This is a genomic window from Pseudoalteromonas sp. MEBiC 03485 (genome assembly GCF_004195145.1).
Classification (GTDB): Bacteria; Pseudomonadota; Gammaproteobacteria; order Enterobacterales; family Alteromonadaceae; genus Pseudoalteromonas; species Pseudoalteromonas apostichopi.
In genome coordinates, this window is the sequence record NZ_SGBT01000001.1 from 1,576,152 (window position 1) to 1,598,266 (window position 22,115).

A 22,115-nucleotide genomic window follows, 5' to 3' on the forward strand; every position below is an offset into this window, starting at 1 on the left:
AAAGAGAAGTGATTTGCAAAACAAGAATTTAAATCAACCAAACAAGCCGGACCCATTTTCTTGGGTGAAAGTATTTCAAGCTGAAAATGGCTTAGAAGCAAATATTATTAAAGGGCTTTTACAAAGTAAGGGGATAGAATCTCAATTACAAGGTGAGCTTTTACAGGGAGCACTTGGGGAGATCCCATTTGAACAAACGGGGGTTGATATACTTGTTTACGCATTAAAAGAGCGCCAGGCGCAAGAAATATTGCTAAACTACCGACAATTAAAACAATCGGCTCCTGACTGGGTATGCCCTAAGTGTCTTGAGCTTAACGGAGCAACATTTGAAATATGTTGGTCTTGTGGGACTGTAAAGAATGACGAAAGCGAATAATTTTCAACGTATTAGAGAATTAAACTATTTGCAAAAAGCAGTGTTAGGTGGAGCTTTACTTGAGCGTATGCTGCCTAATTACAGCTTATTTAGTGAAGCAACAGGGTTTGGTGATGCAGCGGTTTTTCGAAGCGCACTTAGTGTCTGCTGGGAAAAAATATTACTGCCAAAAAGTAAAATCAGCCTTGAAAAGCAAATTGAAAAAATAGAACCGAATGTGCCAGAGCTCACTGACTTTGATATGTTTGGGGCTTATCCGGCAATTGATACTGCTACAGCTCTGCTTGGTATGCTGCACGGTTTAATAGCTAAAGATGAACAAGAGTTTTTGAATATTAGTAAAATTTCACAGGCTTCAGTGGCTCGCTTTATTGAGTACCAACTAACAGTAGATGGTGAAGTGGCAGACAACAAAGCTGTCCGTGAACACCCTTTAATGCAATATGAAATTGATGTGCTTGCAGAGCTTATTGATTTTGTAGAGCAAATGGGCCGAATTACTTCAGAGAACGTAAAAGAGCTTAAACAACTAGCGGTTTCTGATGGCCAAACCAACATTGGTATTGCAATTTAATATTCAGTAATGCGTATTTTCACTGTAAAATGCGCATTTGTTTTTTCTTGGCGGAGTAATTGATGCGAATTTTAGGTATTGAATCATCATGTGATGAAACGGGTATTGCCATTTATGATGATGAACAAGGCTTATTAGCACATCAACTGTATAGCCAAGTAAAAGTGCATGCCGATTACGGCGGCGTGGTCCCTGAACTAGCTTCACGCGATCACGTACGTAAAACCTTACCTTTAATTGATGCGGCATTTGCGCAAGCTGGCTGTGGTCCAGAAGACTTAGATGGTATTGCTTACACCGCAGGGCCCGGACTTGTTGGTGCACTCTTGGTGGGAACCTCAATTGGTCGCTCACTGGCCTATGGCTGGAATATTCCAGCAGTCGCTGTGCATCATATGGAAGGCCACCTACTTGCGCCAATGCTAGAAGAAGACAAACCAGAGTTTCCGTTTATCGCGCTCTTAGTGTCTGGTGGTCATACCATGATGGTTAAAGTATCTGGTATTGGTGAGTATGAAGTATTAGGTGAGTCAGTTGATGACGCTGCAGGTGAAGCATTCGATAAAACAGCGAAGTTGTTAGGCCTTGATTATCCAGGTGGTCCACGTTTAGCAAAGCTTGCTGAGCAAGGCACACCAGAGCGTTTTGTGTTCCCGCGTCCGATGACCGATAAACCTGGCTTAGATTTTAGTTTTAGTGGTTTAAAAACAGCAGCGTCGCTCGCTATTCGTGATAGCGATGACGATGAGCAAACTAAAGCAGATATTGCCCATGCATTTCAAACAGCTGTTATTGATACCCTAATTATTAAATGTAAACGAGCTTTAAAACAAACAGGTATCAAACGTTTAGTTATTGCTGGTGGCGTGAGTGCTAACGTGCAATTACGTGCTCAACTAGAACGAGTTATGCAAGGTATGAAAGGGCGAGTGTATTACCCGCGCACAGAGTTTTGTACAGATAACGGTGCAATGATTGCTTATGCAGGTATGCAGCGTTTGAAAGCAGGTCAATTCGCGAGCCTCGATATGAAAACTAAGCCACGCTGGCCTATTGATTCACTCGAAGCGCTTTAATTTATAGCACTACTCTTGTTCAGGGGCTTTTTTCTTAGCCCCTATTTTAGGTTCTTCCCCAGCCATCAAGCGAGTAATATTTGCTCTGTGGCGGAAAATTATCAGTACGGTTAGAAAGGTAACAGGCAAAGTATACAAGGGCTTTATCCACCAGGTATAAAGAGGCGCTAATGAAACTGTTACCAGTGCCGCAAGTGATGAATAACGCGTGATAGCAACAATTAAGATCCAGGTTGCAATTAACATCCCACCTAGCGATAAACCAATAGGTAATAAAGTACCAAAGGCAGTTGCAACCGCTTTACCGCCTTTAAAACTAAAAAACAGTGGGTACATATGCCCTAGACAGGCTGCTACACCAATTAGACCTAACATTAGAGGATCTATTTTTAAAAAGTAGGCACCCCAAACTGGGATCGTCCCTTTTAAAATATCAAAGACAAGAACTAAAACAGCGGGGACTTTTCCGCCTAGGCGATAAACATTTGTTGCACCAGGGTTATTCGATCCATGACTGCGTGGGTCTGGTAGTTTAAACAGCCGTGATACAAGGATAGCGGAAGAGACCGATCCCAGTATGTAAGCTAAAACTAACATTAAAACTTCTAACACGCGCTTCCTTATTTTTTAATCTGCACTTTTGGGCTATCATTGGCGGCAAAACCATCTGCCGCTCTCATCGAGTAGAATGTACGCACCATATTGCAATGCATCTATCCGTTATTGTAGGGGTAATTTTTATATATTAAAACAGTATGACAGCTTATATAGCGCATTATTGAAATCAATAAGCGTTTAGGATGAGTATTGTTTTAAAATATTTATGTCACTTGGAGTATCAATGGACAAGGTATATATATCACAACTACATGTAGACACCATCATTGGCGTGTATGATTTTGAAAAAGAAAGTAAACAAAGCCTGTATTTTGATATCGAAATGTTATGTGATATTTCAGCCGCTGCGGCGTCGGATGATATAAATTTAGCACTTGATTATGCCAAAGTGAGCGAGCGAGTTATTGAGCATACTACAGCAAAGCCTGTTGAGTTACTTGAGACCTTAGTTGAGCAATTGGCTGCATTGATCCTTAGTGAGTTTGCGACCAGTCAAGTGACTATTCGTGTGAGTAAGCCGGCTGCGGTACCACAAGCTAAAACGGTGGGAGTCGAAATCACCCGTCGTAAGGCTAACTGATTATGGCGCAAATTTTTATAAGTCTTGGCTCTAATGTTAATAAAGAGCACTACCTGAGACAGGCGCTTATTGCCCTAAAGCCTTACTTTCCTGACTATAAACACTCGTCAGTTTATGAGAGTGAGGCAGTTGGCTTTGCAGGGAACAATTTTTATAACTCTGTGATTGCTGCTCAAACCGATATGCCATTAACCGAACTGTGTAAACTTCTGAAGAAGATTGAACTTGATAACGGTCGCACCCGCGAGGATAAAAAATTTAGCCCGCGCACTTTAGATCTAGATTTATTGTTTTATGATGACATTATCTGCGATTCGCCTGCGCAGTTACCTCGTGACGAAATTACCAAAAATGCGTTTGTACTACAGCCATTAGCTGAAGTAGCCCCTAACTTTTTTCATCCCGTAGCTAAGCTAACTTTAGCTGAACTATGGAAAAATTATAACAATCCGCAACAAAAACTATGGAAGGTGGAGTTTTCTAACCCATGAGTATTATTGAGATAATTGTTCTAGCCTTAATTCAAGGATTGACTGAGTTTTTACCTATTTCGAGCTCAGCACATTTAATTTTACCCTCACAAGTTTTAGGCTGGCACGACCAAGGCTTAGCATTTGATGTGGCGGTTCACGTTGGTACTTTAGGTGCCGTGGTACTGTATTTTCGTAAAGAAGTAGTGGATATTCTTGGCGCTTGGTTTAAATCGTTTGGATCACAAGGCGCGACTGATGACAGCCGTTTAGGTTGGTGGATTATTGTTGCGACTATTCCTGCATTATTAATCGGTTACCTATTTAAAGACTTTGTAGAAAGCTACTCACGTAATGCCTGGGTTATTGCAACCTCGACTATCGTATTTGGTTTACTGCTTTGGTATGCCGATGCTAAAGCAAAACAAGTTAAGAATATTTACCAAGTAAACTTTTTTAGTGCGTTATTACTGGGTTTTTCGCAAGTGCTAGCGATGGTATTTCCGGGGACATCGCGTTCTGGTATTACCATTACAGTGGGTTTAATGCTGGGTCTTAACAAGCAAAGTGCTGCGCGTTTCTCGTTTTTAATGTCGATTCCGGTTATTGCAGCTGCAGGTTCATATTATGTGTATCAATTGGCAACAGCGGGTGAAGCGATTGATTGGCATGCTATTTTATTAGGCGCTGCATTATCATTTGTATCAGCGTATGCATGTATTTTCTTTTTCTTAAAAGTAATTGAGCGCATGGGCATGATGCCATTTGTTATCTACCGCTTACTATTAGGCGTTGGTTTGTTTGCATTCTTAATGCTGTAAAATAGGCGCTCACTTCAATTAAAAAACACCTCAAATTGAGGTGTTTTTTATATTGGCTATTTGGCAAAAGTCTATTGCCGTGTAGTAATGGTAAGTAAAGCTTATATTTGGCATTATAACGCTTTATTTTAACTCTCATTCATTTTGCTCAGGACAGTAGATGCATATTCATATTCTTGGAATTTGTGGCACCTTTATGGGTGGTATTGCCGCAATCGCTAAATCGTTAGGTCATACCGTGACAGGCTCTGATCAAAATGTGTACCCGCCGATGAGTACACAATTAGAAGAGCTAGGTATCACCCTAACCCAAGGTTATGACATTAGCCAACTAGATCCCGCGCCCGATATGGTAGTAATTGGTAATGCTATGAGCCGTGGCAACCCTTGTGTTGAATACGTGCTTGATAAAGGCTTGCCTTACACGTCAGGTCCTGAATGGTTAAAACATAATTTATTGCAAAACTCCTGGGTCTTAGCCGTAGCGGGTACCCATGGCAAAACAACCACAGCCAGTATGCTGGCATGGTTATTAGAATATGCGGGAATGAAGCCGGGATTTTTGATTGGTGGTATCGTTCAAAACTTTGGTGTGTCTGCTCGTGTTGGCGAAACGCCATTTTTTGTTATTGAAGCCGACGAATACGACACTGCTTTTTTCGATAAACGTAGTAAGTTTGTGCACTACTTACCGCGCACATTAATTCTAAATAATCTCGAATTTGATCATGCTGATATTTTTGAAGATTTAAACGCGATTAAAAAACAATTTCACCACTTGATGCGTACACTACCTAGTAGTGGCAAAGTTATTTGGCCTAGCCAAGACGAAGCTCTACAAGATGTGATTGAACGAGGCCTTTGGAGCGAGAGTGAAACACTCTTTGGCGATTGGGATTACCGTTTACTTAAAGCAGATGGTAGTGAATTTGAAGTGTTATTAAATTCACAAGTTCAAGGCGTTGTCAGCTGGCAAGCCATGGGTGAGCACAATGTGAAAAATGCCATTATGGCGATAGCAGCTGCAAGGCATGTAGGCATTGCCGTATCTGTCAGCATTGCAGGCCTAGCTGAGTTCATTTCTCCTAAGCGCCGCATGGAGCTCAAAGCTGACATCAACTCGATTAAAGTGTACGACGATTTTGCCCATCACCCAACGGCAATTGAAACAACCTTAGCAGGGCTTCGTGCAAAAGTGGGCACAGAGAAGATCATTGCTATTTTAGAGCCTCGCTCAAACACCATGAAAATGGGCGTGCATCAACAAACCTTGATTGATTCACTGAAAGCGGCCGATGAAGTGTATTTATTTGAGCCAGAAAATTTAAGCTGGTCGCTAAAAGAATACGCAGATAAAGCTGGGATGCATTGTAGCTCAAGCACTGAGGATATAATTGCTCAAGTCATCGCTAGTATCGCGCCTTCACAACATGTGTTAATTATGAGTAATGGTGGTTTTGAAGGTATTCATCAGCGTTTAATCACAGCACTTGAACAAAACTAATCAGTATCAGGAGCTTAACTGTATGCAATTTAAAGATAAAATAACATTAGCTTTTAGTGGTGCTTCAGGTGCTCCCTATGGCTTAAGGTTGTTAGAAGTATTACTTGAACAGCAGTTTCAGGTATATGTACTGATCTCAAGTGCAGCACGAGTAGTGCTTGATACAGAGTCAAATATCAAACTTTCGGGTAACGAAGAGAAAGCGACAGAACAACTCAGCACGCTTTTTAAAGCAGCCCCTGAGCAACTTAAAGTATTTGGCAAAGATAATTGGTTTAGTCCTGTTGCGTCTGGCTCAGCAGCGCCGAAAAAAATGGTGGTTTGCCCTTGTAGCGCAGGGTCTGTCTCTGCAATTGCAGTGGGAGCATCAGATAACTTACTTGAACGTGCGGCAGATGTAGTTATTAAAGAGCGTGGTCAGCTAATTTTAGTCCCGCGCGAAACACCATTTAGCGAAATTCATCTTGAAAATATGTTGAAGCTAGCGCGACTAGGCGTAACGATTATGCCGGCGGCACCTGGTTTTTATCACCAACCTGAGCAGATTTCAGATTTGGTCGATTTTATGGTGGCGCGAATTTTAGATCATTTAAACATTAAACATACTTTGACGAAGCGTTGGGGTTATGGAGAGGGCAAACAGTGAGCGAAAAAACGATCGCATTAAATATTGAAGGCCTAAAAAAGGTTTATAAAAATGGTGTTGAAGCTGTAAAAGGTATTGATTTACAAGTTCAGCAAGGTGATTTCTTTGCCTTACTTGGCCCAAACGGTGCCGGTAAATCAACCACCATTGGTGTTATCTCATCTTTAGTGAACAAAAGTGCCGGTCGTGTACAGGTGTTTGGTCACGACATTGATACAGATTTGGAAGCCGCTAAGTCTGAACTTGGCTTAGTGCCGCAAGAGTTTAACTTTAGTCAATTTGAAACACTTAACCAAATTTTGGTTAACCAAGCAGGTTATTACGGTGTACCAAGAAAGCTGGCCCATGAGCGAGCTGAAAAGTACTTAAAGCAGCTAGGTTTATTTGAGAAAAAAGATAAGCAAGCGCGCACCCTTTCAGGTGGTATGAAACGCCGTTTAATGATTGCTCGTGCACTGATGCATGAACCTAAATTACTTATTTTAGATGAACCAACAGCTGGTGTTGATATTGAGCTACGCCGCTCTATGTGGGATTTTCTTCGCGAGATTAATAAGCAAGGTGTCACCATCATCTTGACTACCCACTATCTAGAAGAAGCTGAGCTGTTATGTAGAAACATCGCGATTATCGACAGCGGCGTGATTGTTGAAAACACCACCATTAAAGCCTTACTTGCCAAGCTTGATAAAGAAACCTTTGTACTTGACTTAAAGCAGCCTGTGCAGCCAATTAGCATTGCAGGTTACAAATATACACTGACTGATGACCACACTTTAGAAGTTGAAGTGGCGAAGTCTCAGGGCTTAAACCATGTATTTAGTGCACTGAGTGAGCAAGGTAACACAGTGCTTAGTATGCGAAATAAAGCAAACCGTTTAGAAGAGTTGTTTGTAGGATTATTAGAACAAGGGCGAGGCGAATAATGTTTAAATATGGAGTAGCGCTAAAAAGTATTTGGATCAAAGAGTGTATTCGCTTTTTACGTATTTGGGTGCAAACCCTAGTTCCGCCTGCAATCACGATGAGCCTGTATTTTGTGATTTTTGGTAATCTGATCGGTTCTCGTATTGGTGATATGGGTGGCTTTACTTATATGGAGTTTATTGTACCGGGTCTGATAATGATGTCGGTGATCACCAATTCGTACTCAAATGTTGCCTCGAGTTTTTATTCGACTAAATTCCAAAAAAGCATTGAAGAGCTCTTAGTTGCGCCAGTGCCGAATTACATTATCGTACTAGGCTACATGGGTGGTGGTATGACGCGTGGCATGCTGGTTGGTTTAATTGTTAGCTGTGTCTCTTTGCTATTTGTTGATATTCAAATTCATAATATTTTTGTGATTATGGCTACGGTTATTTTAACGTCGGCTGTGTTTGCGTTAGGCGGACTTATTAACGCAATTTATGCTAACAGCTTCGATGATATTAGTATTATCCCGACCTTCATTTTAACGCCGCTGACCTATCTAGGTGGGGTGTTTTACTCTATCAGCCTGTTGCCAGAATTTTGGCAAGGTGTATCGCAAGTAAACCCAATTATTTACATGGTAAATGCATTTAGATATGGCTTCTTAGGTGTGTCGGATGTCGACTTATCGGTAGCATTTGGTGTACTTGCTTTATTTATTGTGGGTTTATTTACTTTAGCATTAACCCTTATTAAACGTGGTGTGGGGCTTAGACACTAATGACGGATGCAAATTCGAGAAGTATTGTATCGAATCAACCTGGCTTACATGAAAAGCTAGACGAAATAGTTTTAAAGCACTTAAGTGCTGAATTTAAAAAGCCGATCGCAGAGCATACGCAAGCGGCTTTTGATCAGGTCAATGAAAAGGTGCAAGCGTTTAGCGGACCTATCATTCTTGACTCGTGTTGTGGTGTTGGTGAAAGTACCGCTAACTTAGCAAAACATCACCCTGATGCGTTAGTGATTGGAATTGATAAATCATCACATCGTTTAGATAAACATGATATCGAATATAAGCAAACTGATGCAGGGCAGTATATTTTAGTGCAAGCTGACTTAAACGACTTTTGGCGTTTAGCGGTCGCTGCAAACTGGCAACCAAGCCATCATTACCTGCTGTATCCAAATCCATGGCCGAAAGCAAAACACTTGCAAAGAAGATGGCACGGCGCTGCTATCTTCCCGTTTATCATTAAACTAGGTGGTCGTTTAGAGCTTAGGAGTAACTGGGATATTTACGTAAAGGAGTTTGCTCGCTCACTTGAACTTGCAGGGCATAAGTGCGATGTCCAGCAGTATGAAAGCGATACTGCAATTACTCCGTTTGAACGTAAATATTGGGCTAGTGGTCAACAAAGTCATCGTTTAGTGATTAATCTTTAATGAATGTAAGGAGTCGGCGGTGCAAAGTGGCTCCCTTGCATTAAAGTAACACCTGCTCGAGCAAGTGCCTGTGCTATTTGCTCGTTATCAACTTGCTCAGCAATCACATCTAACTTTAGTTGCTGAGCATATTTTACCAAGTTCTCAATAAACAGATAGTTATCTGTATTAGTATGAATTTGGCTCACTAACCCTTTATCAAGTTTTAAACCATCAATTTCGAGCTTTCTGATGTGTGGCAAGCTTGAAAAGCCCGTGCCGAATTCATTGATAATAACCTGAGCCCCTTTATTTTTCAGAATATTAATAAAGGTTTTTACTTCACTAAAGTAAGCAATGGCATCACGCTCATAAAACTGAAAAATAATATTGTGGGGCTGCGGGTAGCGCCTTAGCTGAAGTTCTAAAAACTCGCTTAAACTTGGATCAAGAATATCTTGTGCGGTAATATTGATACTCCAACACACATTGGTTTTTCTAAACTGCTCAATGCATCGGGTAAACATAGTACGCCTTAAAAGACCATCCATACGTGAGCGTTTCAGCACCATCATAAAGTAATCAGGTGTATGGATACGACCTGTGGCACTGGCCATTCTGGCTAGGCACTGGTAATGATTAATATGTTTCCTTTGGCTGTCATAGACTGCTTGAAAATAAGGCACGATGCGATTGTTATCGAAGGCTTCTTTCACTTCTTTGGCAAGCGTAACGTTATTTCTAAATTGCTCTTCAACTTGTTTAAAGATATTTTCATAACGCACAATACGTTGATTATTTAGTTTTGCTTGCTGTAATGCAACGTGGGCGTTCTCTATAAGCATTGATTTATTACCTGTGGCAATTCCCGCATACAAGCTCACGTAGATATAAGGCTCTTTTAACGCTGGAATTGCATAGTTAAAGGCATTAATTACATCATCTATATTGCGTTCATCACTATGAGTTTGCAATAACGCAATTTTATTGGTTGCTAAGCGATAGACAACCCCTTCGCTAGGTATCCTTAATTGAAAATAGCCAAGCAAGTTAGCCATCACTTTGTCGCTAACTTCACTGCCATAAAAGCTGCTAATATCTTCTAGTTCGTTAATAACAATTACTGCCAGCTCCATGCGATGCTTGGTGGTTCTTTTTATGTAGTATTCAAGTGCTACATGATTTGCAAAACCTGTACGCGCATCAGTTGAGAGCGAGCGTTTTAACTGTAAAAAATAGAGCCCTGCAATTAGTGCTGCAATAAAGAAAAAAAAGCAGCCGGTAATCATCGCTCGTGAAACACTGTGTTGCAGTTGCTGATTTAAGTCACTAATGGTTATGTCGGCACCAGTGATGTAAGTGTGACCATTATCATCGACAAAAGTCACAAAGATGCTTTTAAAATAGCCCCATTGATCTTTTGATACCTCAAAAACTGGCTCTGTCGAAAAAAAGGCTTCTTTGTTAAGTTCAGTCGCTTCAGGATAGGCATCTAAAAATTGTGTAACACGACCATTATTTTGATCTTTTTGTGTGTAACTAGATGCACTAAAGTACACTTTGTCATCACGAAGTACCATGGCGTAAACATAGGCAAGTTGCATTTGTTTTGCATATTCAGAAAGGGCACGACTTTTTTCTTTATACATTGATGCGGAGATAGGTAAACCTGCATTGACTATATTGTGGTAGTCATCACCGAGGATATGTCTGACACTGACCGCGGCATTGAACAATTTACTATCGATATTCGCCATGATCTCGCTACGCGAAGTTTCATAGGTGTAATAGATATAGCCAAATAAGCTAATAAAAAATGCGGCGAAGCCATATAGTAGCCAACTGGTTTTTTGCAATCCTTTGGGCATAGACGTTCCCTTAGCAGTTATCACTTGATTATACTAAAAAAACATTTGTCTGATAGTAGAAAATAACCGTAAATTTCATTAACGGTTCACTTTTTTGTCATCGAAATTAGGGCTTTTTTGCTTTATACGAGACATTTTCGTGATATTCCAGTAAAGTTAGCCAATTTCGTAGAAACAGTGCCGCAAAAGTGCTCTCTTAGGTGTTCCATCATCGGGTGCATTTTTAGCTGCTAATTATGGGTATTAGGATGGATCAAAAGCGTTGTGCCGTCGCCTCTAAAGAAAGCTTGATTCGTATTTTTACGGTGCCAGAAGCACCAGACTCGACATTAAGTAAAATCGAATCTGAAATTTCTAGTAATTTAGCTGGGTTCTTGAATGAGAACATAGCTGCAATTGAAAAGCCTTTGCACGAAATTGAAAAAGACTTTCAAACGGCCACTATTCCAGAAGAGCCAACTTTTGTTTCTGATTATGCTCAAGACATTATGGAGCAGTTAGTTGCTCATTCTGTTCATACGGCTGCACCAAGCTTCATTGGTCATATGACCTCAGCGTTACCGCATTTTGTATTACCGCTTTCTAAGTTAATGGTAGGTCTTAACCAAAATTTAGTAAAAATTGAAACCTCAAAGGCATTCACCCCACTTGAAAGACAAGTCTTAGGGATGATGCATCACCTTGCTTATGGCGAAGCTGAGAGTTTTTATAGCAAGTGGATGCACAGTGCAAAAACCTCTTTAGGCGCATTTTGCTCAGGCGGAACCGTAGCTAACATTACTGCGTTATGGATTGCTCGCAACCGCTTATTGAAAGCCGATGGCGATTATAAAGGTATTGCAGCACAGGGATTAATCGCTGGGATGCTGCACTATGGTTACAAAGGCTTAGCGGTACTGGTTTCTGAGCGAGGTCACTATTCATTAGGCAAGACTGTTGATTTGCTAGGTATTGGTCGCGATAACATTGTCGCAATTGCGACAGGCGAAAATAATAAAGTTGATGTCGATGCTATGCGCAAAAAAGCCCATGAACTAGAAGCGTCTGGTATAAAGGTAATGGCACTCGTTGGTGTTGCTGGGACGACAGAAACTGGCAGCATAGACCCACTAAATGAAATGGCTGATTTAAGCGAAGAGCTTGGCTGTCATTTTCATGTGGACGCCGCATGGGGTGGGTCAACCTTACTTTCTTCAAACTATCGCCATCTTTTAAGCGGTATTGAACGTGCTGACTCAATTACTATTGATGCGCATAAACAAATGTATGTGCCAATGGGCGCGGGTCTTGTGTTATTCAAAGACCCCGCTGCGACAGATGCTATTGAGCATCATGCTGAATATATTCTTCGTAAAGGCTCTAAAGATTTAGGTAGTCATACATTAGAGGGAAGCCGCCCAGGTATGGCAATGTTAGTGCATGCTTGCTTACGTGTTATTGGCCGTAAAGGCTACGAGATGTTGATTGACCGTAGTATTGTTAAAGCGCGCACTTTTGCCGAAATGATCAAACAAGATGAAGATTTTGAGTTAATCTCTGAACCTGAGCTGTGCCTATTAACATATCGTTACGTTCCAAAAGAAATTCAAGCTAAGCTCAAAGGTGCTAACGAAGAAACTAAATTAGATATTTACGCTTCGTTGAATCGCTTCACTGCAAGTATGCAAAAGCGCCAGCGTGAAGCAGGACGCTCTTTTGTATCTCGTACTCGTTTAACACCAGCAAAATATGACCATCAACCCACCGTGGTTTTTCGTGTCGTATTAGCCAATCCATTAACCTCAAAAGCTATTCTAAAAGATATTTTAGCGGAGCAAAAAGAGCTAGCGAAAACTGACCCAGTATTTAAAAAGTACTTAAGTAAATATATGAGTTAGTGATAAAAAAGGAGCATGATGCTCCTTTTTTAATTAGTCGTTAAAGCAGCTAGCTTTAATCATGTTACTGATAATCGCTTGCGAAGGTTTGATTTTTTCCATCGCTAAAAACTCATCTGGTTGGTGAGCTTGGTTAATTGAGCCTGGCCCCATGACAATTGTTTCGCAGCCAAGTTGTTGAATAAAAGGGGCTTCTGTACAATAGTTTACAGCGACAGCTGGCTGACCGGAGACTTTTTCGGCCAGTTTCACAAGTGCAGTATCTGTACTTCCGCTAAACGCAGGGATTGGTTCATGCATATCGATAACACTCACTGCGTTGGGGTATTGAGTATTAATTTCCTCTGCGGCACTAAGCAAAATCGCTTGTAGTTCTTGTACACTTAAACCGGGTAACGGTCGCATATCAATATGCATTTCACAGCAGCCGCAAATGCGGTTGGCATTATCACCGCCATGAATATGGCCAAGGTTCAAAGTAGGGTACGGAATTTCAAAGTGTTCTACTGAATATTTATTCTTTAATTCTTCTTTTATGATTAACAATTTTGTAATCATTTTATGCATGACTTCGATGGCGTTCAAACCTCGTTCAGGATCTGAGCTATGGCCCGAGCGACCAATTACGCGAATAGCTGTACTCATATGACCTTTATGTGTAAATACCGGAGTCATATCTGTTGGCTCACCAATAATACAGCGTGCAGGTTTTAAGTTCGGGTGACGGCAGATTTGCTGTGCACCCGCCATTGTAGTTTCTTCATCGGCTGTGGCTAGAATTAATAGTGGCTCAGTTTGCTTGCTTGCATCAAGTTCGCTAATAGCTTGCAGTACGAAAGCAAAAAAGCCTTTCATATCAATACTACCTAAACCATAAAGTTTATTGTTATCTTCGCTGAGTTTGAACGGATCATAATTCCAACGACTATCATCAAATGGTACAGTGTCAGTATGGCCGGCAAGCATTAAACCGCCGTCTCCTTCACCACGTCTAGCTAATAAGTTGTAACGCCCTTTACCGTTTTCAAGCTCTGTGATTTCACATGTAAACCCAAGGCTTTCGCACCACTGTGCGAGCAAGGTAATAACCCCTTTATTGCTCATGCACAAAGAATCTTCAATCGCGCTAATTGAAGGAGCAGCAATTAGCTGCTGATACATAGATAAAAAAGAGGGTAGCGACATAAAAAAATCCAAAAATAATTATTCAATCTAATTGCATAACAATATAAAAGTATTTATGATGAATATCAATTCACTTTTTAAGCATAAATATTAGTAAAGCTTTACGATGAACACGAAACGACGATAACCTGATTTCATTACTTTAGACAGTGTTTTTATTCGCATTTGAGCGAGTATTTTTAGGCGTATCGATAAATAGATTGAATAGGTAAAAGTAAGCAATGAATGTAGTGATTATTGGCGCAAGTGGTTATAGCGGCGCAGAGCTAGCAAGTTTAGTTGCTAAGCACCCAAAACTGACCCTGAAAGCATGTTATGTATCTGAAGGAAGCTTAGATAAAGGCAAATTATTAAGCGATTTATATCCAGAGCACCTTGGATTGTTAGAGTATCCACTACAGCCTCTGACTGCCCAAGCGTATAAGGATATCGAAAGTAATGCGGACTATGTATGTCTATGTACAGATCACAAGGTAAGCGTTGACCTTGCACCACAATTTTTAGCCATGGGTAAAAAAGTATTCGACCTGTCTGGTGGTTTCCGTTTAGCTGGGAATGAGGATTACCTAACTTATTACGGTTTCGCACATGAACACCCTGAGCTTTTAGAGCAAGCGGCTTATGGCTTAGCTGAATGGAATAGCGATGCTATAAGTAAAGCAAAGCTTGTTGCTGTAGCAGGTTGTTACCCAACAGCAGCACTCAATTCTTTAAAACCACTTAAAGAAGCTGGTTTATTAGCTGAGCAAGCCATTATTGTTAATGCTGTGTCTGGAGTTACTGGCGCAGGTAGAAAAGCCAGTGTTAATACGCATTTTTGTGAAGTATCACTTGCCCCTTATGGTTTATTTAATCACAGACACACACCTGAGATTGAGCAGCACCTTGGTCACCCTGTGTTATTCACCCCTCATTTAGGTAATTTCCCCCGTGGAATTTTAGAAACTATTTATGTGCAATTAAAGCCAGGTGTGACAGCAGAGCAAGTGGATGCAGCATATCAAGTGTTAGCTAATGAGCCTTTAATCCGTTTACTTGGAAATAAAGTTCCAAGTATTAAAGGCGTAGCTAAACAACCATTTGTTGATATTGCATGGCAACAAAAAGGTGAACAACTCATTGTTATGTCAGCAATTGATAACCTATTAAAAGGCGCGGCTGGGCAAGCATTACAGTGTATTAATTTAGCTATGGGTGAACCTCACCACACTGGTTTAGTAGGAGCGCTGTAATGAAAACTTGGATCATTAAAGTCGGTGGTGCTGTGCTAAATAGCGCTGATGCTGCAAAAGCTCTTTTTGATGTTTTAGCCACTGAGCAACAAGATAACTTTGTCATTGTGCATGGTGGTGGAGCTTTGGTTGATGCTTGGCTTAAAGACGCAGGCTTTGTAACAGCAAAACATCAAGGCTTACGTATTAGCCCAAATGAGCAAATGCCTTATATTGTTGGCGCCCTGGCAGGTTGTGCCAATAAACAATTGATGAGTCAAGCAATCAGCGCTGGCCACAAACCTGTGGGTTTAAGCCTTTATGAAGCGGGTGTACTGGTATCTGAAAAACTTAAAGTATTGGCGCAAGTTGGCCAGTGTTCAGGTAGTTGTGACAGCGTATTGCCAAGCTTACTTGGGCAAGGTCGTTTACCACTGGTGAGCTCTATTGGCTTTGGCGAAGATGGTCAATGGTACAACGTCAATGCGGATGAAGCCGCGGCGGCTATTGCTAAAGAACTCGATGCAGAACTTATTTTTATGACTGACGTAGAAGCTGTGCTTGATGCAAATAAGCAGCCACTACATCACCTTAATACGCAGCAAATCGAAACACTAATCCTTGAAGGAGTTATTCAGGGCGGGATGGAGGTCAAAGTAAAGACCAGCCTTCTTGCTGCCCAACATTTACGACGTGGTGTGTATATCTCCAGCTGGCTAAAGCCAGAAAATTTAGTCGCCTTATTAAAAGGCGAGCATGTAGGAACAAAAATTACACCATAGGTATTTCATGTTAAAAAATTTCTTAAACGGTCTTGAATTAGACCAAAAGGGCGCTCTTAAATTACTTAATTTAGCGCAAAAAATTAAAGCAAATCCAGCAGACTTTAGCCAAGCATTAGCAGGCAAATCTGTCGTTACACTTTTTGAAAAACCAAGTTTACGTACACGTTTATCATTTGATATAGGTATTAATAAACTGGGTGGTCACGCGGTTTATCTAGATTCACAAAACGGTGCTATGGGTGGTCGTGAATCGGTTAAAGACTTTGCTCTCAATATGTCAGCTTGGGCTGATGGCATTGTTGCTCGCGTGTATGCACACAAAACATTGACTACGCTTGCTGAGTATTCATCTGTGCCTGTAGTGAATAGCTTATGTGATTTATATCACCCATGCCAAGCACTTGCAGACTTTTTGACGCTACAAGAAGTACACGGCGACGTAAGTAAGCTTAAGCTTGCTTACTTAGGTGAAGGTAACAACGTAACACACTCTCTAATGTTATTAGCTGCCACGTTAGGCACTGATTTTGTAGCTGTTTGTCCTAAAGGTAGCTCACCGGATTCACAAATTCTTAAGCAAGCAGAGCAAATTGCAGCGATGAATGGTGCTTCGGTAATGGTCAGTGACAGAATTGAGGCGGCAGTCGGAGCAAATGCAGTCTATGCTGATACCTGGGTTTCAATGGGTGATAAAACACCGCTTGAGCAGGTGAAAGCTAAATATATGCCTTATCAGCTCAATCAAGCCCTATTAGAGAAAACGGGTGCGCAAACTGTACTGCATTGTCAGCCAGCGCATCGTGAGTTTGAAATTACCTCTGAGGTAATGGATGGCCCAGCATCAAAAATTATTCAACAAGCAGAGAATCGTATGCACGCGCAAAATGCTCTACTTGTCACATTATTAAATCCAAATTTTGTTTAAGGAACACCAATGAGTTCAATTAAAAAAGTCGTATTAGCCTATTCTGGTGGTCTTGATACATCGGCAATTGTGCCATGGTTAAAAGAAAACTACGGCTGTGAAGTAATCGCGTTTGTTGCTGATGTAGGCCAAGGTGCTGAAGAGCTTGAAGGCGTTGAAGAAAAAGCAATTGCTTCGGGTGCCTCAGAGTGCCACATCGTTGACTTAAAAGACGAAATGGTAAGTGACTATATTTACCCAACATTAAAAACGGGTTCTATTTACGAAGGCACTTATTTACTAGGTACGTCTATGGCACGTCCGATTATTGCTAAAGCACAGGTTGAAATTGCCCGTAAAGTAGGTGCTGATGCGCTTTCGCATGGTTGTACAGGTAAAGGTAATGATCAGGTACGTTTTGAATCATGTTTCGCAGCCCTTGCACCAGATCTAAAAGTCATTGCACCATGGCGTGAGTGGGACTTATCAAGTCGTGAATCATTACTTGATTACTTAGCAGAGCGTAATATTCCGTGCTCTGCATCTGCGACAAAAATCTATAGTCGTGATGCTAACGCATGGCACATTTCTCACGAAGGTGGAGAGCTTGAAGATCCATGGTGTCAACCAAGTGAGCAAGTATGGACTTGGACAAACTCACCTGAGCAAGCGCCTAATGAAGCAGAGTATGTGACATTAAATGTTGTTGAAGGTGAAGTGGTTGCTGTAAATGGCGAGTCACTTAAACCATATGACTGCTTAGTTAAATTAAACGACATTGCTGCGCCACATGGTGTAGGTCGTGTTGATATTGTAGAAAACCGTTTAGTCGGTATGAAGTCTCGTGGCTGTTATGAAACACCAGGGGGCACAGTGATCATGGCTGCTCTTCAAGCGATTGACGAGCTAGTATTAGACAAATCAAGCCGTAAGTGGAAAGAAGTACTTGGTGGTGAGTTCTCTCACTTAGTCTACGACGGTCGTTGGTTTACACCATTAAAAGACTCGATTCTAGCTGGTGCTGAATCACTGTCTAAGTTAGCAACCGGTGAAGTGGTGCTTAAGCTTTATAAAGGCCAAGTAACTGCGGTACAGAAAAAATCACCGAATAGCTTATACAGTGAAGATTTCGCAACCTTCGGTGAAGATGATGTATATGATCAATCACATGCAGAAGGCTTCATTCGTTTATTCTCGCTATCAAGCAGAATCTCAGCACTAACGAAAAAGTAATTTAATTATTGCCCTGCACGGCAGGGCAATAGCCGAATTTGGAGACAGTTCAATGGCACTATGGGGCGGACGTTTTTCTACGGGTCCAGATGAAGCGTTTAAACAATTCAACGATTCACTTCCTTTTGATTATCAACTTGCAGAGCAAGACATTATTGGTTCAGTTGCTTGGGCAGGAGCGTTAAAACAAGTTAACGTACTTAATCAGCAAGAATACGATGACCTAGTTGCAGCACTTAATAAGCTGCTAGATGAGGTTAAAGCAAACCCACAAGCAGTAGCTGTCGCAGGGCATGAAGACATTCATTCTTATGTTGAGTCAGCGCTAATTGATAAAGTGGGCGACCTAGCTAAAAAGTTACATACAGGTCGTAGTCGTAATGACCAAGTCGCGACCGATTTCCGCTTATGGTGTCGTGATACAGCTGAGCATATTCTTGAAGCAATCGCAGAGCTGAAAGGTGAGTTTATTGACTTGGCTGAGCGTGAACTAGGCACTATCTTACCAGGTTACACACACCTACAGCGTGCACAACCTGTATTATTTAGCCACTGGTGCATGGCCTATGTTGAAATGCTTGAACGTGATGAAAGCCGTTTAACCGATGCTAAAAATCGTATGAATTATTGCCCTCTTGGTAGTGGTGCTTTAGCTGGAACGGCGTACCCAATTGATAGGCAAATTCTTGCCGAAGGGTTAGGTTTTACCGGTGCAACACGTAATAGCCTTGATGCAGTATCTGATCGTGACTTTGTGGTTGAGCTACTAAGCTGCGCATCAATTTCAATGATTCACTTATCGCGTATGGCAGAAGACTTAATTTTCTATAACTCTGGTGAAGCAGGCTTTATTGAGCTTTCTGATGGGGTAACATCAGGCTCTTCACTTATGCCGCAGAAGAAAAACCCAGATGCTCTTGAGTTAATCCGTGGTAAAACAGGCCGTGTTTTTGGTGCATTCAGTGCCATGATGATGACACTTAAAGCGCTACCACTTGCTTATAACAAAGATATGCAAGAGGACAAAGAAGGCTTATTTGATGCAATGCCGACCTGGTTGGCATGTATTCATATGGCACAGGCGTGTATCAAAGGCATCAAAGTTAATGCTGATAAAACATTAGCAGCAGCAAAAGGTGGTCACTCAAATGCGACTGAACTTGCTGACTATTTAGTGGCTAAAGGTATTCCATTTAGAGAAGGTCATCATATTGTTGGTACGCTCGTGCAAATGGCTATTGCACAAGGGAATAACTTAGAAGATTTAAGTTTAGAGCAATTTAAGTCTGTGCATAGCATTTTCGAGTCAGATGTATATGCTGTATTAGAAATAGACGCCTGCATTAAAGCAAGACAAGCACAGGGTGGCACCTCTATCGAGCAAGTAACGAGTGCCATTAAATACGCAAAAAAAAACAGCAAATAGCGGTACGTGACGCAACCTTAAATGATGTTGAGTCTATTGCTAAGCTAATTCAGCATTGGGCAACGGTAGGTGAAAATCTACCACGGGCTAAGAGCGATATGATTCACTCAATTAATGAGTTTGCTGTCACTGAAGTTGAAAACCAAGTTGCTGGCTGTGCCTCGCTATATATTTACGATACAGGTCTTGCTGAAATTCGTTCGCTTGGTGTGAGCCCTGAATCACGTATTGCTGGGCAGGGGCGTCGACTTGTTGAACATTTGCTTAAAAAAGCTAAAAGCTTGGCGCTTAGTCGCGTAATTGTTCTGACGCGGGTGCCAGAGTTCTTTGCAAGCCAAGGCTTTATCTTTTGTAGTAAAGATAGTTTGCCAGAAAAAGTGATCAAAGATTGCGAGCTTTGTCTTCGCAAAGATAATTGCGATGAAGTAGCGATGGAATATATTTTAAAGCCAAGTAATAGCGCGGTGATCCCGTGTAAACACCTGGCTTAATTTCCCTGGATAAGAAAAACGCACGGTTACCCCTGTGCGTTTTTTTATGCCTGAAATTTTGATTTGTTAACTTTTATGATCAAAAAAGATCACTTTTGAAAAGTTGGATCGTTAATTGCTTTTATTATCGACGCGGCGACAATGTCGCGTTAAAGTATAAAAAAGCGTCAAAAAAATGAGAACGCTTAACTCAGCTTGCAAGCTATTGTAAGCTGTACTGAAAAAACAATTAACTTAAAGGAATTAACTCATGCAAATTTCAAACAATAGCCAATTGCAAATGCAAGCATACAGCCAAATGCAACAAACAAAGCCTGCTTTGGAACAAACTACTAGTAATAAAACCCTGCAATCTGATACAGTAACTTTATCAAGTGAAGCGCTGGCTTTATCAGGCGGTGCAGAGATTCAACGTGGCGGTGGTGCAATGCTTCCACCTAGCAAGAAAGAGTACTAGGAACTGAATGTCTTTTATAGAGCAACTAGGTTTTTTTTCCCTATCCGCAATGAGTGCATGGGGATTTTTAATGGCGTTCTTTTTTAATATTTTTGTTTATTGTATAGATGAAAATAAAAGAAAAACCACGTTGCTCTTAAGTTCATTTATTATGATGCTCTCTTATCTAGGAGGGGATTATTTTTTTAATTGGTTAACTTACACAGCTACAACATTCCTAGATTGGGCTCTTTATGATCTAGCGACACTTACATTTTTAGCTGTTTCTTTTTATTTTGTAAAACGAACTACACCTTCATTTATATATCTTATTGTAGGCTTGATAATTAACACAGTATTGTTCCTTGCTGTTTATTTAGATGTGGAAGTCTATAAAAACACAACCCATTGGATTTTATGGGACATATATTCGATCGGAGTCAATATCGTTGATTTTACAATGATCATTGCTTTAATTGTTGATCGTGATTTTCTATTATTGAACAAACTCAAAAGCCTTGTAGTGTCTTCTGCAAATAACCATAAATTAGCTTAATAATTCAAAGCTATGTACATAAGTGATGTTGTTGGAAGTTTGATAGGAGCCTTCATCGAATGGGGGTTCTTAATGGTTTTTCTTTTTAATTTAGTGACACATATTAATAAACCTGATAAACGCTTGGTAATCTTGGCATTTATAATGATGGTTTCATACTTCCTAAGTGGCATTTTTAACTTATCTATCTATATCTATCTAAACTGGTTTTATTTTGATCTACTAACCATAACAACTGTTTTGGCGTGGATTTACGTTGCAAAAATAGGCTCTTTTAGTGCAATTTACTACATTGTATTGGGATTGTTCTCAAACGCTCTTTTGATGCTTAGCATATTTGTAGATATTGTGGTTATCGAAAATAGAACTCCTTGGGCACTATGGAGTATCTATTCGTTTGGAGTAAATACTATTGATATGATGATGCTAATAGCATTGATTACTAATCGCGACTTTTTACTACTTCATAAACTATGCCGGTTTGTGAAAGGTAAAAAATTTAAGCCGTGGTTTATAGATGAATCTGAAAAGCCCACCAACGCTTAATGAAACTCGTTTTATTTTTAAGAGTATCTGAATTTTAAGACTTACTTCATGCTTAAACTAATCCAAGACAATTTTGGAGTGTACCTCGCAGCATTTATCATGTGGGGTTTCTTGATGTCCTTTCTTTATAACATGGTAAAGAAATCATCTGCGCCAAATGGTGACAAAACAGTGATGTGGATCTCACTTGCACTGTTTATTTCTTACATGATGAGTGACCCATTACTCAATATAGCGCTTGGCTATAATATTTTAGATTCAAGTTTTGCCTATGTGATTTGGGCGCTATCTGATTTAACAATACTATTAGTTGTGTGGGTAATTGCTCGTGAGCGAAATCTTGCTCAGGCACCAGCAAAGCTTTATGTATACATTGGGCTTTTAGTTAACTCATCACTGTTTTTAGGCATGTATTTTGATATTAACTATGCCTATACAGGAAGCTGGTGGTTTTGGAATGTCTATAGTATCACAGTGAACCTGATGGATATTATGATGCTCATTGCACTTTTCAGTAATAAAGATTTTCTGGGTTTTGTGAAGCTTTATCGGAAAGTTCGAGGCCAAGCTGAAGCAGCTTGACCTCAATTCG

At 40.6% G+C, this 22,115-nt stretch carries 23 protein-coding genes and 1 pseudogene; 21 read left to right on the forward strand and 3 right to left on the reverse strand.

All coding sequences use genetic code 11. From position 1 onward, the window contains the following. The first annotated feature begins 13 nt into the window (after window positions 1–13). From EVU92_RS07270 to tsaD, 3 genes are all read left to right on the forward strand, one after another. On the forward strand, window positions 14–379 hold the full coding sequence (locus EVU92_RS07270) for a DUF2007 domain-containing protein (protein ID WP_130050641.1): 366 nt from the start codon (window positions 14–16) through the stop codon (window positions 377–379). Next, complete coding sequence (locus tag EVU92_RS07275; protein ID WP_130050642.1) at window positions 363–953, forward strand: YjaG family protein; 591 nt, start codon at window positions 363–365, stop codon at window positions 951–953. The genes EVU92_RS07270 and EVU92_RS07275 overlap by 17 nt, the downstream gene beginning before the upstream one ends. 62 nt (window positions 954–1,015) lie before the next feature. Continuing rightward, entirely contained in the window at window positions 1,016–2,029 is a 1,014-nt protein-coding gene (gene tsaD, locus EVU92_RS07280) for a tRNA (adenosine(37)-N6)-threonylcarbamoyltransferase complex transferase subunit TsaD (protein ID WP_054560954.1), read from the forward strand. A 9-nt stretch (window positions 2,030–2,038) separates the two neighbouring features. Here the strand turns inward: tsaD and plsY are convergent, their stop codons facing one another. Further along, window positions 2,039–2,641 carry a glycerol-3-phosphate 1-O-acyltransferase PlsY gene (gene plsY, locus EVU92_RS07285; RefSeq protein WP_130050643.1) on the reverse strand — a complete coding sequence of 201 codons (603 nt, stop codon included), beginning with the start codon at window positions 2,639–2,641 and terminating at the stop codon, window positions 2,039–2,041. A 229-nt stretch (window positions 2,642–2,870) separates the two neighbouring features. Here plsY and folB point away from each other — a divergent pair, with 229 nt between their 5' ends. From folB to EVU92_RS07325, 8 genes are all read left to right on the forward strand, one after another. Further along, window positions 2,871–3,227, forward strand: coding sequence for a dihydroneopterin aldolase (folB, locus tag EVU92_RS07290; protein ID WP_130050644.1), 357 nt, complete (start codon window positions 2,871–2,873; stop codon window positions 3,225–3,227). A 2-nt stretch (window positions 3,228–3,229) separates the two neighbouring features. Beyond that, complete coding sequence (gene folK / locus EVU92_RS07295; protein ID WP_130050645.1) at window positions 3,230–3,718, forward strand: 2-amino-4-hydroxy-6-hydroxymethyldihydropteridine diphosphokinase; 489 nt, start codon at window positions 3,230–3,232, stop codon at window positions 3,716–3,718. After that, window positions 3,715–4,518: an undecaprenyl-diphosphate phosphatase gene (locus EVU92_RS07300; protein WP_130050646.1), complete on the forward strand. Its 804-nt coding sequence runs from the start codon at window positions 3,715–3,717 to the stop codon at window positions 4,516–4,518. Before folK ends, EVU92_RS07300 begins: the two co-directional genes overlap by 4 nt. A gap of 160 nt (window positions 4,519–4,678) precedes the next feature. Then, complete coding sequence (mpl, locus tag EVU92_RS07305) at window positions 4,679–6,022, forward strand: UDP-N-acetylmuramate:L-alanyl-gamma-D-glutamyl-meso-diaminopimelate ligase (RefSeq protein ID WP_130050647.1); 1,344 nt, start codon at window positions 4,679–4,681, stop codon at window positions 6,020–6,022. A 22-nt stretch (window positions 6,023–6,044) separates the two neighbouring features. Further along, on the forward strand, window positions 6,045–6,668 hold the full coding sequence (locus EVU92_RS07310) for a flavin prenyltransferase UbiX (protein ID WP_130050648.1): 624 nt from the start codon (window positions 6,045–6,047) through the stop codon (window positions 6,666–6,668). Next, window positions 6,665–7,594: an ABC transporter ATP-binding protein gene (locus tag EVU92_RS07315; protein WP_130050649.1), complete on the forward strand. Its 930-nt coding sequence runs from the start codon at window positions 6,665–6,667 to the stop codon at window positions 7,592–7,594. The genes EVU92_RS07310 and EVU92_RS07315 overlap by 4 nt, the downstream gene beginning before the upstream one ends. Next, window positions 7,594–8,361, forward strand: a complete 768-nt coding sequence (locus EVU92_RS07320) for an ABC transporter permease (protein ID WP_130050650.1) — start codon at window positions 7,594–7,596, stop codon at window positions 8,359–8,361. Before EVU92_RS07315 ends, EVU92_RS07320 begins: the two co-directional genes overlap by 1 nt. Beyond that, entirely contained in the window at window positions 8,361–9,026 is a 666-nt protein-coding gene (locus EVU92_RS07325; protein WP_130050651.1) for an SAM-dependent methyltransferase, read from the forward strand. Before EVU92_RS07320 ends, EVU92_RS07325 begins: the two co-directional genes overlap by 1 nt. On the opposite strand, the gene EVU92_RS07330 is transcribed toward EVU92_RS07325, so the two are convergent. Then, on the reverse strand, window positions 9,023–10,873 hold the full coding sequence (locus tag EVU92_RS07330; protein ID WP_130050652.1) for a GGDEF domain-containing protein: 1,851 nt from the start codon (window positions 10,871–10,873) through the stop codon (window positions 9,023–9,025). The genes EVU92_RS07325 and EVU92_RS07330 overlap by 4 nt on opposite strands. A gap of 248 nt (window positions 10,874–11,121) precedes the next feature. Here EVU92_RS07330 and panP point away from each other — a divergent pair, with 248 nt between their 5' ends. After that, on the forward strand, window positions 11,122–12,750 hold the full coding sequence (panP, locus tag EVU92_RS07335) for a pyridoxal-dependent aspartate 1-decarboxylase PanP (protein WP_130050653.1): 1,629 nt from the start codon (window positions 11,122–11,124) through the stop codon (window positions 12,748–12,750). A 33-nt stretch (window positions 12,751–12,783) separates the two neighbouring features. Here panP and argE read toward each other — a convergent pair whose 3' ends face one another. Then, window positions 12,784–13,935 carry an acetylornithine deacetylase gene (gene argE, locus EVU92_RS07340; protein WP_130050654.1) on the reverse strand — a complete coding sequence of 384 codons (1,152 nt, stop codon included), beginning with the start codon at window positions 13,933–13,935 and terminating at the stop codon, window positions 12,784–12,786. A 221-nt stretch (window positions 13,936–14,156) separates the two neighbouring features. Here argE and argC point away from each other — a divergent pair, with 221 nt between their 5' ends. The 9 genes and pseudogenes from argC to EVU92_RS07385 all read left to right on the forward strand — a co-directional run bounded on the left by argC (window position 14,157) and on the right by EVU92_RS07385 (window position 22,105). After that, on the forward strand, window positions 14,157–15,167 hold the full coding sequence (argC, locus tag EVU92_RS07345; protein ID WP_130050655.1) for an N-acetyl-gamma-glutamyl-phosphate reductase: 1,011 nt from the start codon (window positions 14,157–14,159) through the stop codon (window positions 15,165–15,167). Further along, window positions 15,167–15,928 carry an acetylglutamate kinase gene (argB, locus tag EVU92_RS07350; RefSeq protein WP_130050656.1) on the forward strand — a complete coding sequence of 254 codons (762 nt, stop codon included), beginning with the start codon at window positions 15,167–15,169 and terminating at the stop codon, window positions 15,926–15,928. Before argC ends, argB begins: the two co-directional genes overlap by 1 nt. Window positions 15,929–15,935: 7 nt before the next feature. Beyond that, window positions 15,936–16,856: an ornithine carbamoyltransferase gene (locus tag EVU92_RS07355; RefSeq protein WP_130050657.1), complete on the forward strand. Its 921-nt coding sequence runs from the start codon at window positions 15,936–15,938 to the stop codon at window positions 16,854–16,856. Window positions 16,857–16,865: 9 nt separating this feature from the next. Continuing rightward, a complete protein-coding gene (locus EVU92_RS07360) occupies window positions 16,866–18,068 on the forward strand; it encodes an argininosuccinate synthase (protein WP_130050658.1) in 1,203 nt (400 codons plus the stop codon). 52 nt (window positions 18,069–18,120) lie between these two features. After that, window positions 18,121–19,985, forward strand: a pseudogene (argH, locus tag EVU92_RS07365) (argininosuccinate lyase). A gap of 250 nt (window positions 19,986–20,235) precedes the next feature. After that, window positions 20,236–20,442 (forward strand): hypothetical protein, encoded by a 207-nt coding sequence (locus EVU92_RS07370; protein ID WP_130050659.1) that lies wholly within the window; start codon window positions 20,236–20,238, stop codon window positions 20,440–20,442. Window positions 20,443–20,449: 7 nt separating this feature from the next. Continuing rightward, window positions 20,450–20,977: a hypothetical protein gene (locus EVU92_RS07375; protein WP_130050660.1), complete on the forward strand. Its 528-nt coding sequence runs from the start codon at window positions 20,450–20,452 to the stop codon at window positions 20,975–20,977. Between the two features lie 144 nt (window positions 20,978–21,121). Beyond that, complete coding sequence (locus tag EVU92_RS07380; RefSeq protein ID WP_130050661.1) at window positions 21,122–21,523, forward strand: hypothetical protein; 402 nt, start codon at window positions 21,122–21,124, stop codon at window positions 21,521–21,523. 48 nt (window positions 21,524–21,571) lie between these two features. After that, complete coding sequence (locus EVU92_RS07385; protein ID WP_130050662.1) at window positions 21,572–22,105, forward strand: hypothetical protein; 534 nt, start codon at window positions 21,572–21,574, stop codon at window positions 22,103–22,105. The last annotated feature ends 10 nt before the right edge of the window (window positions 22,106–22,115 follow it).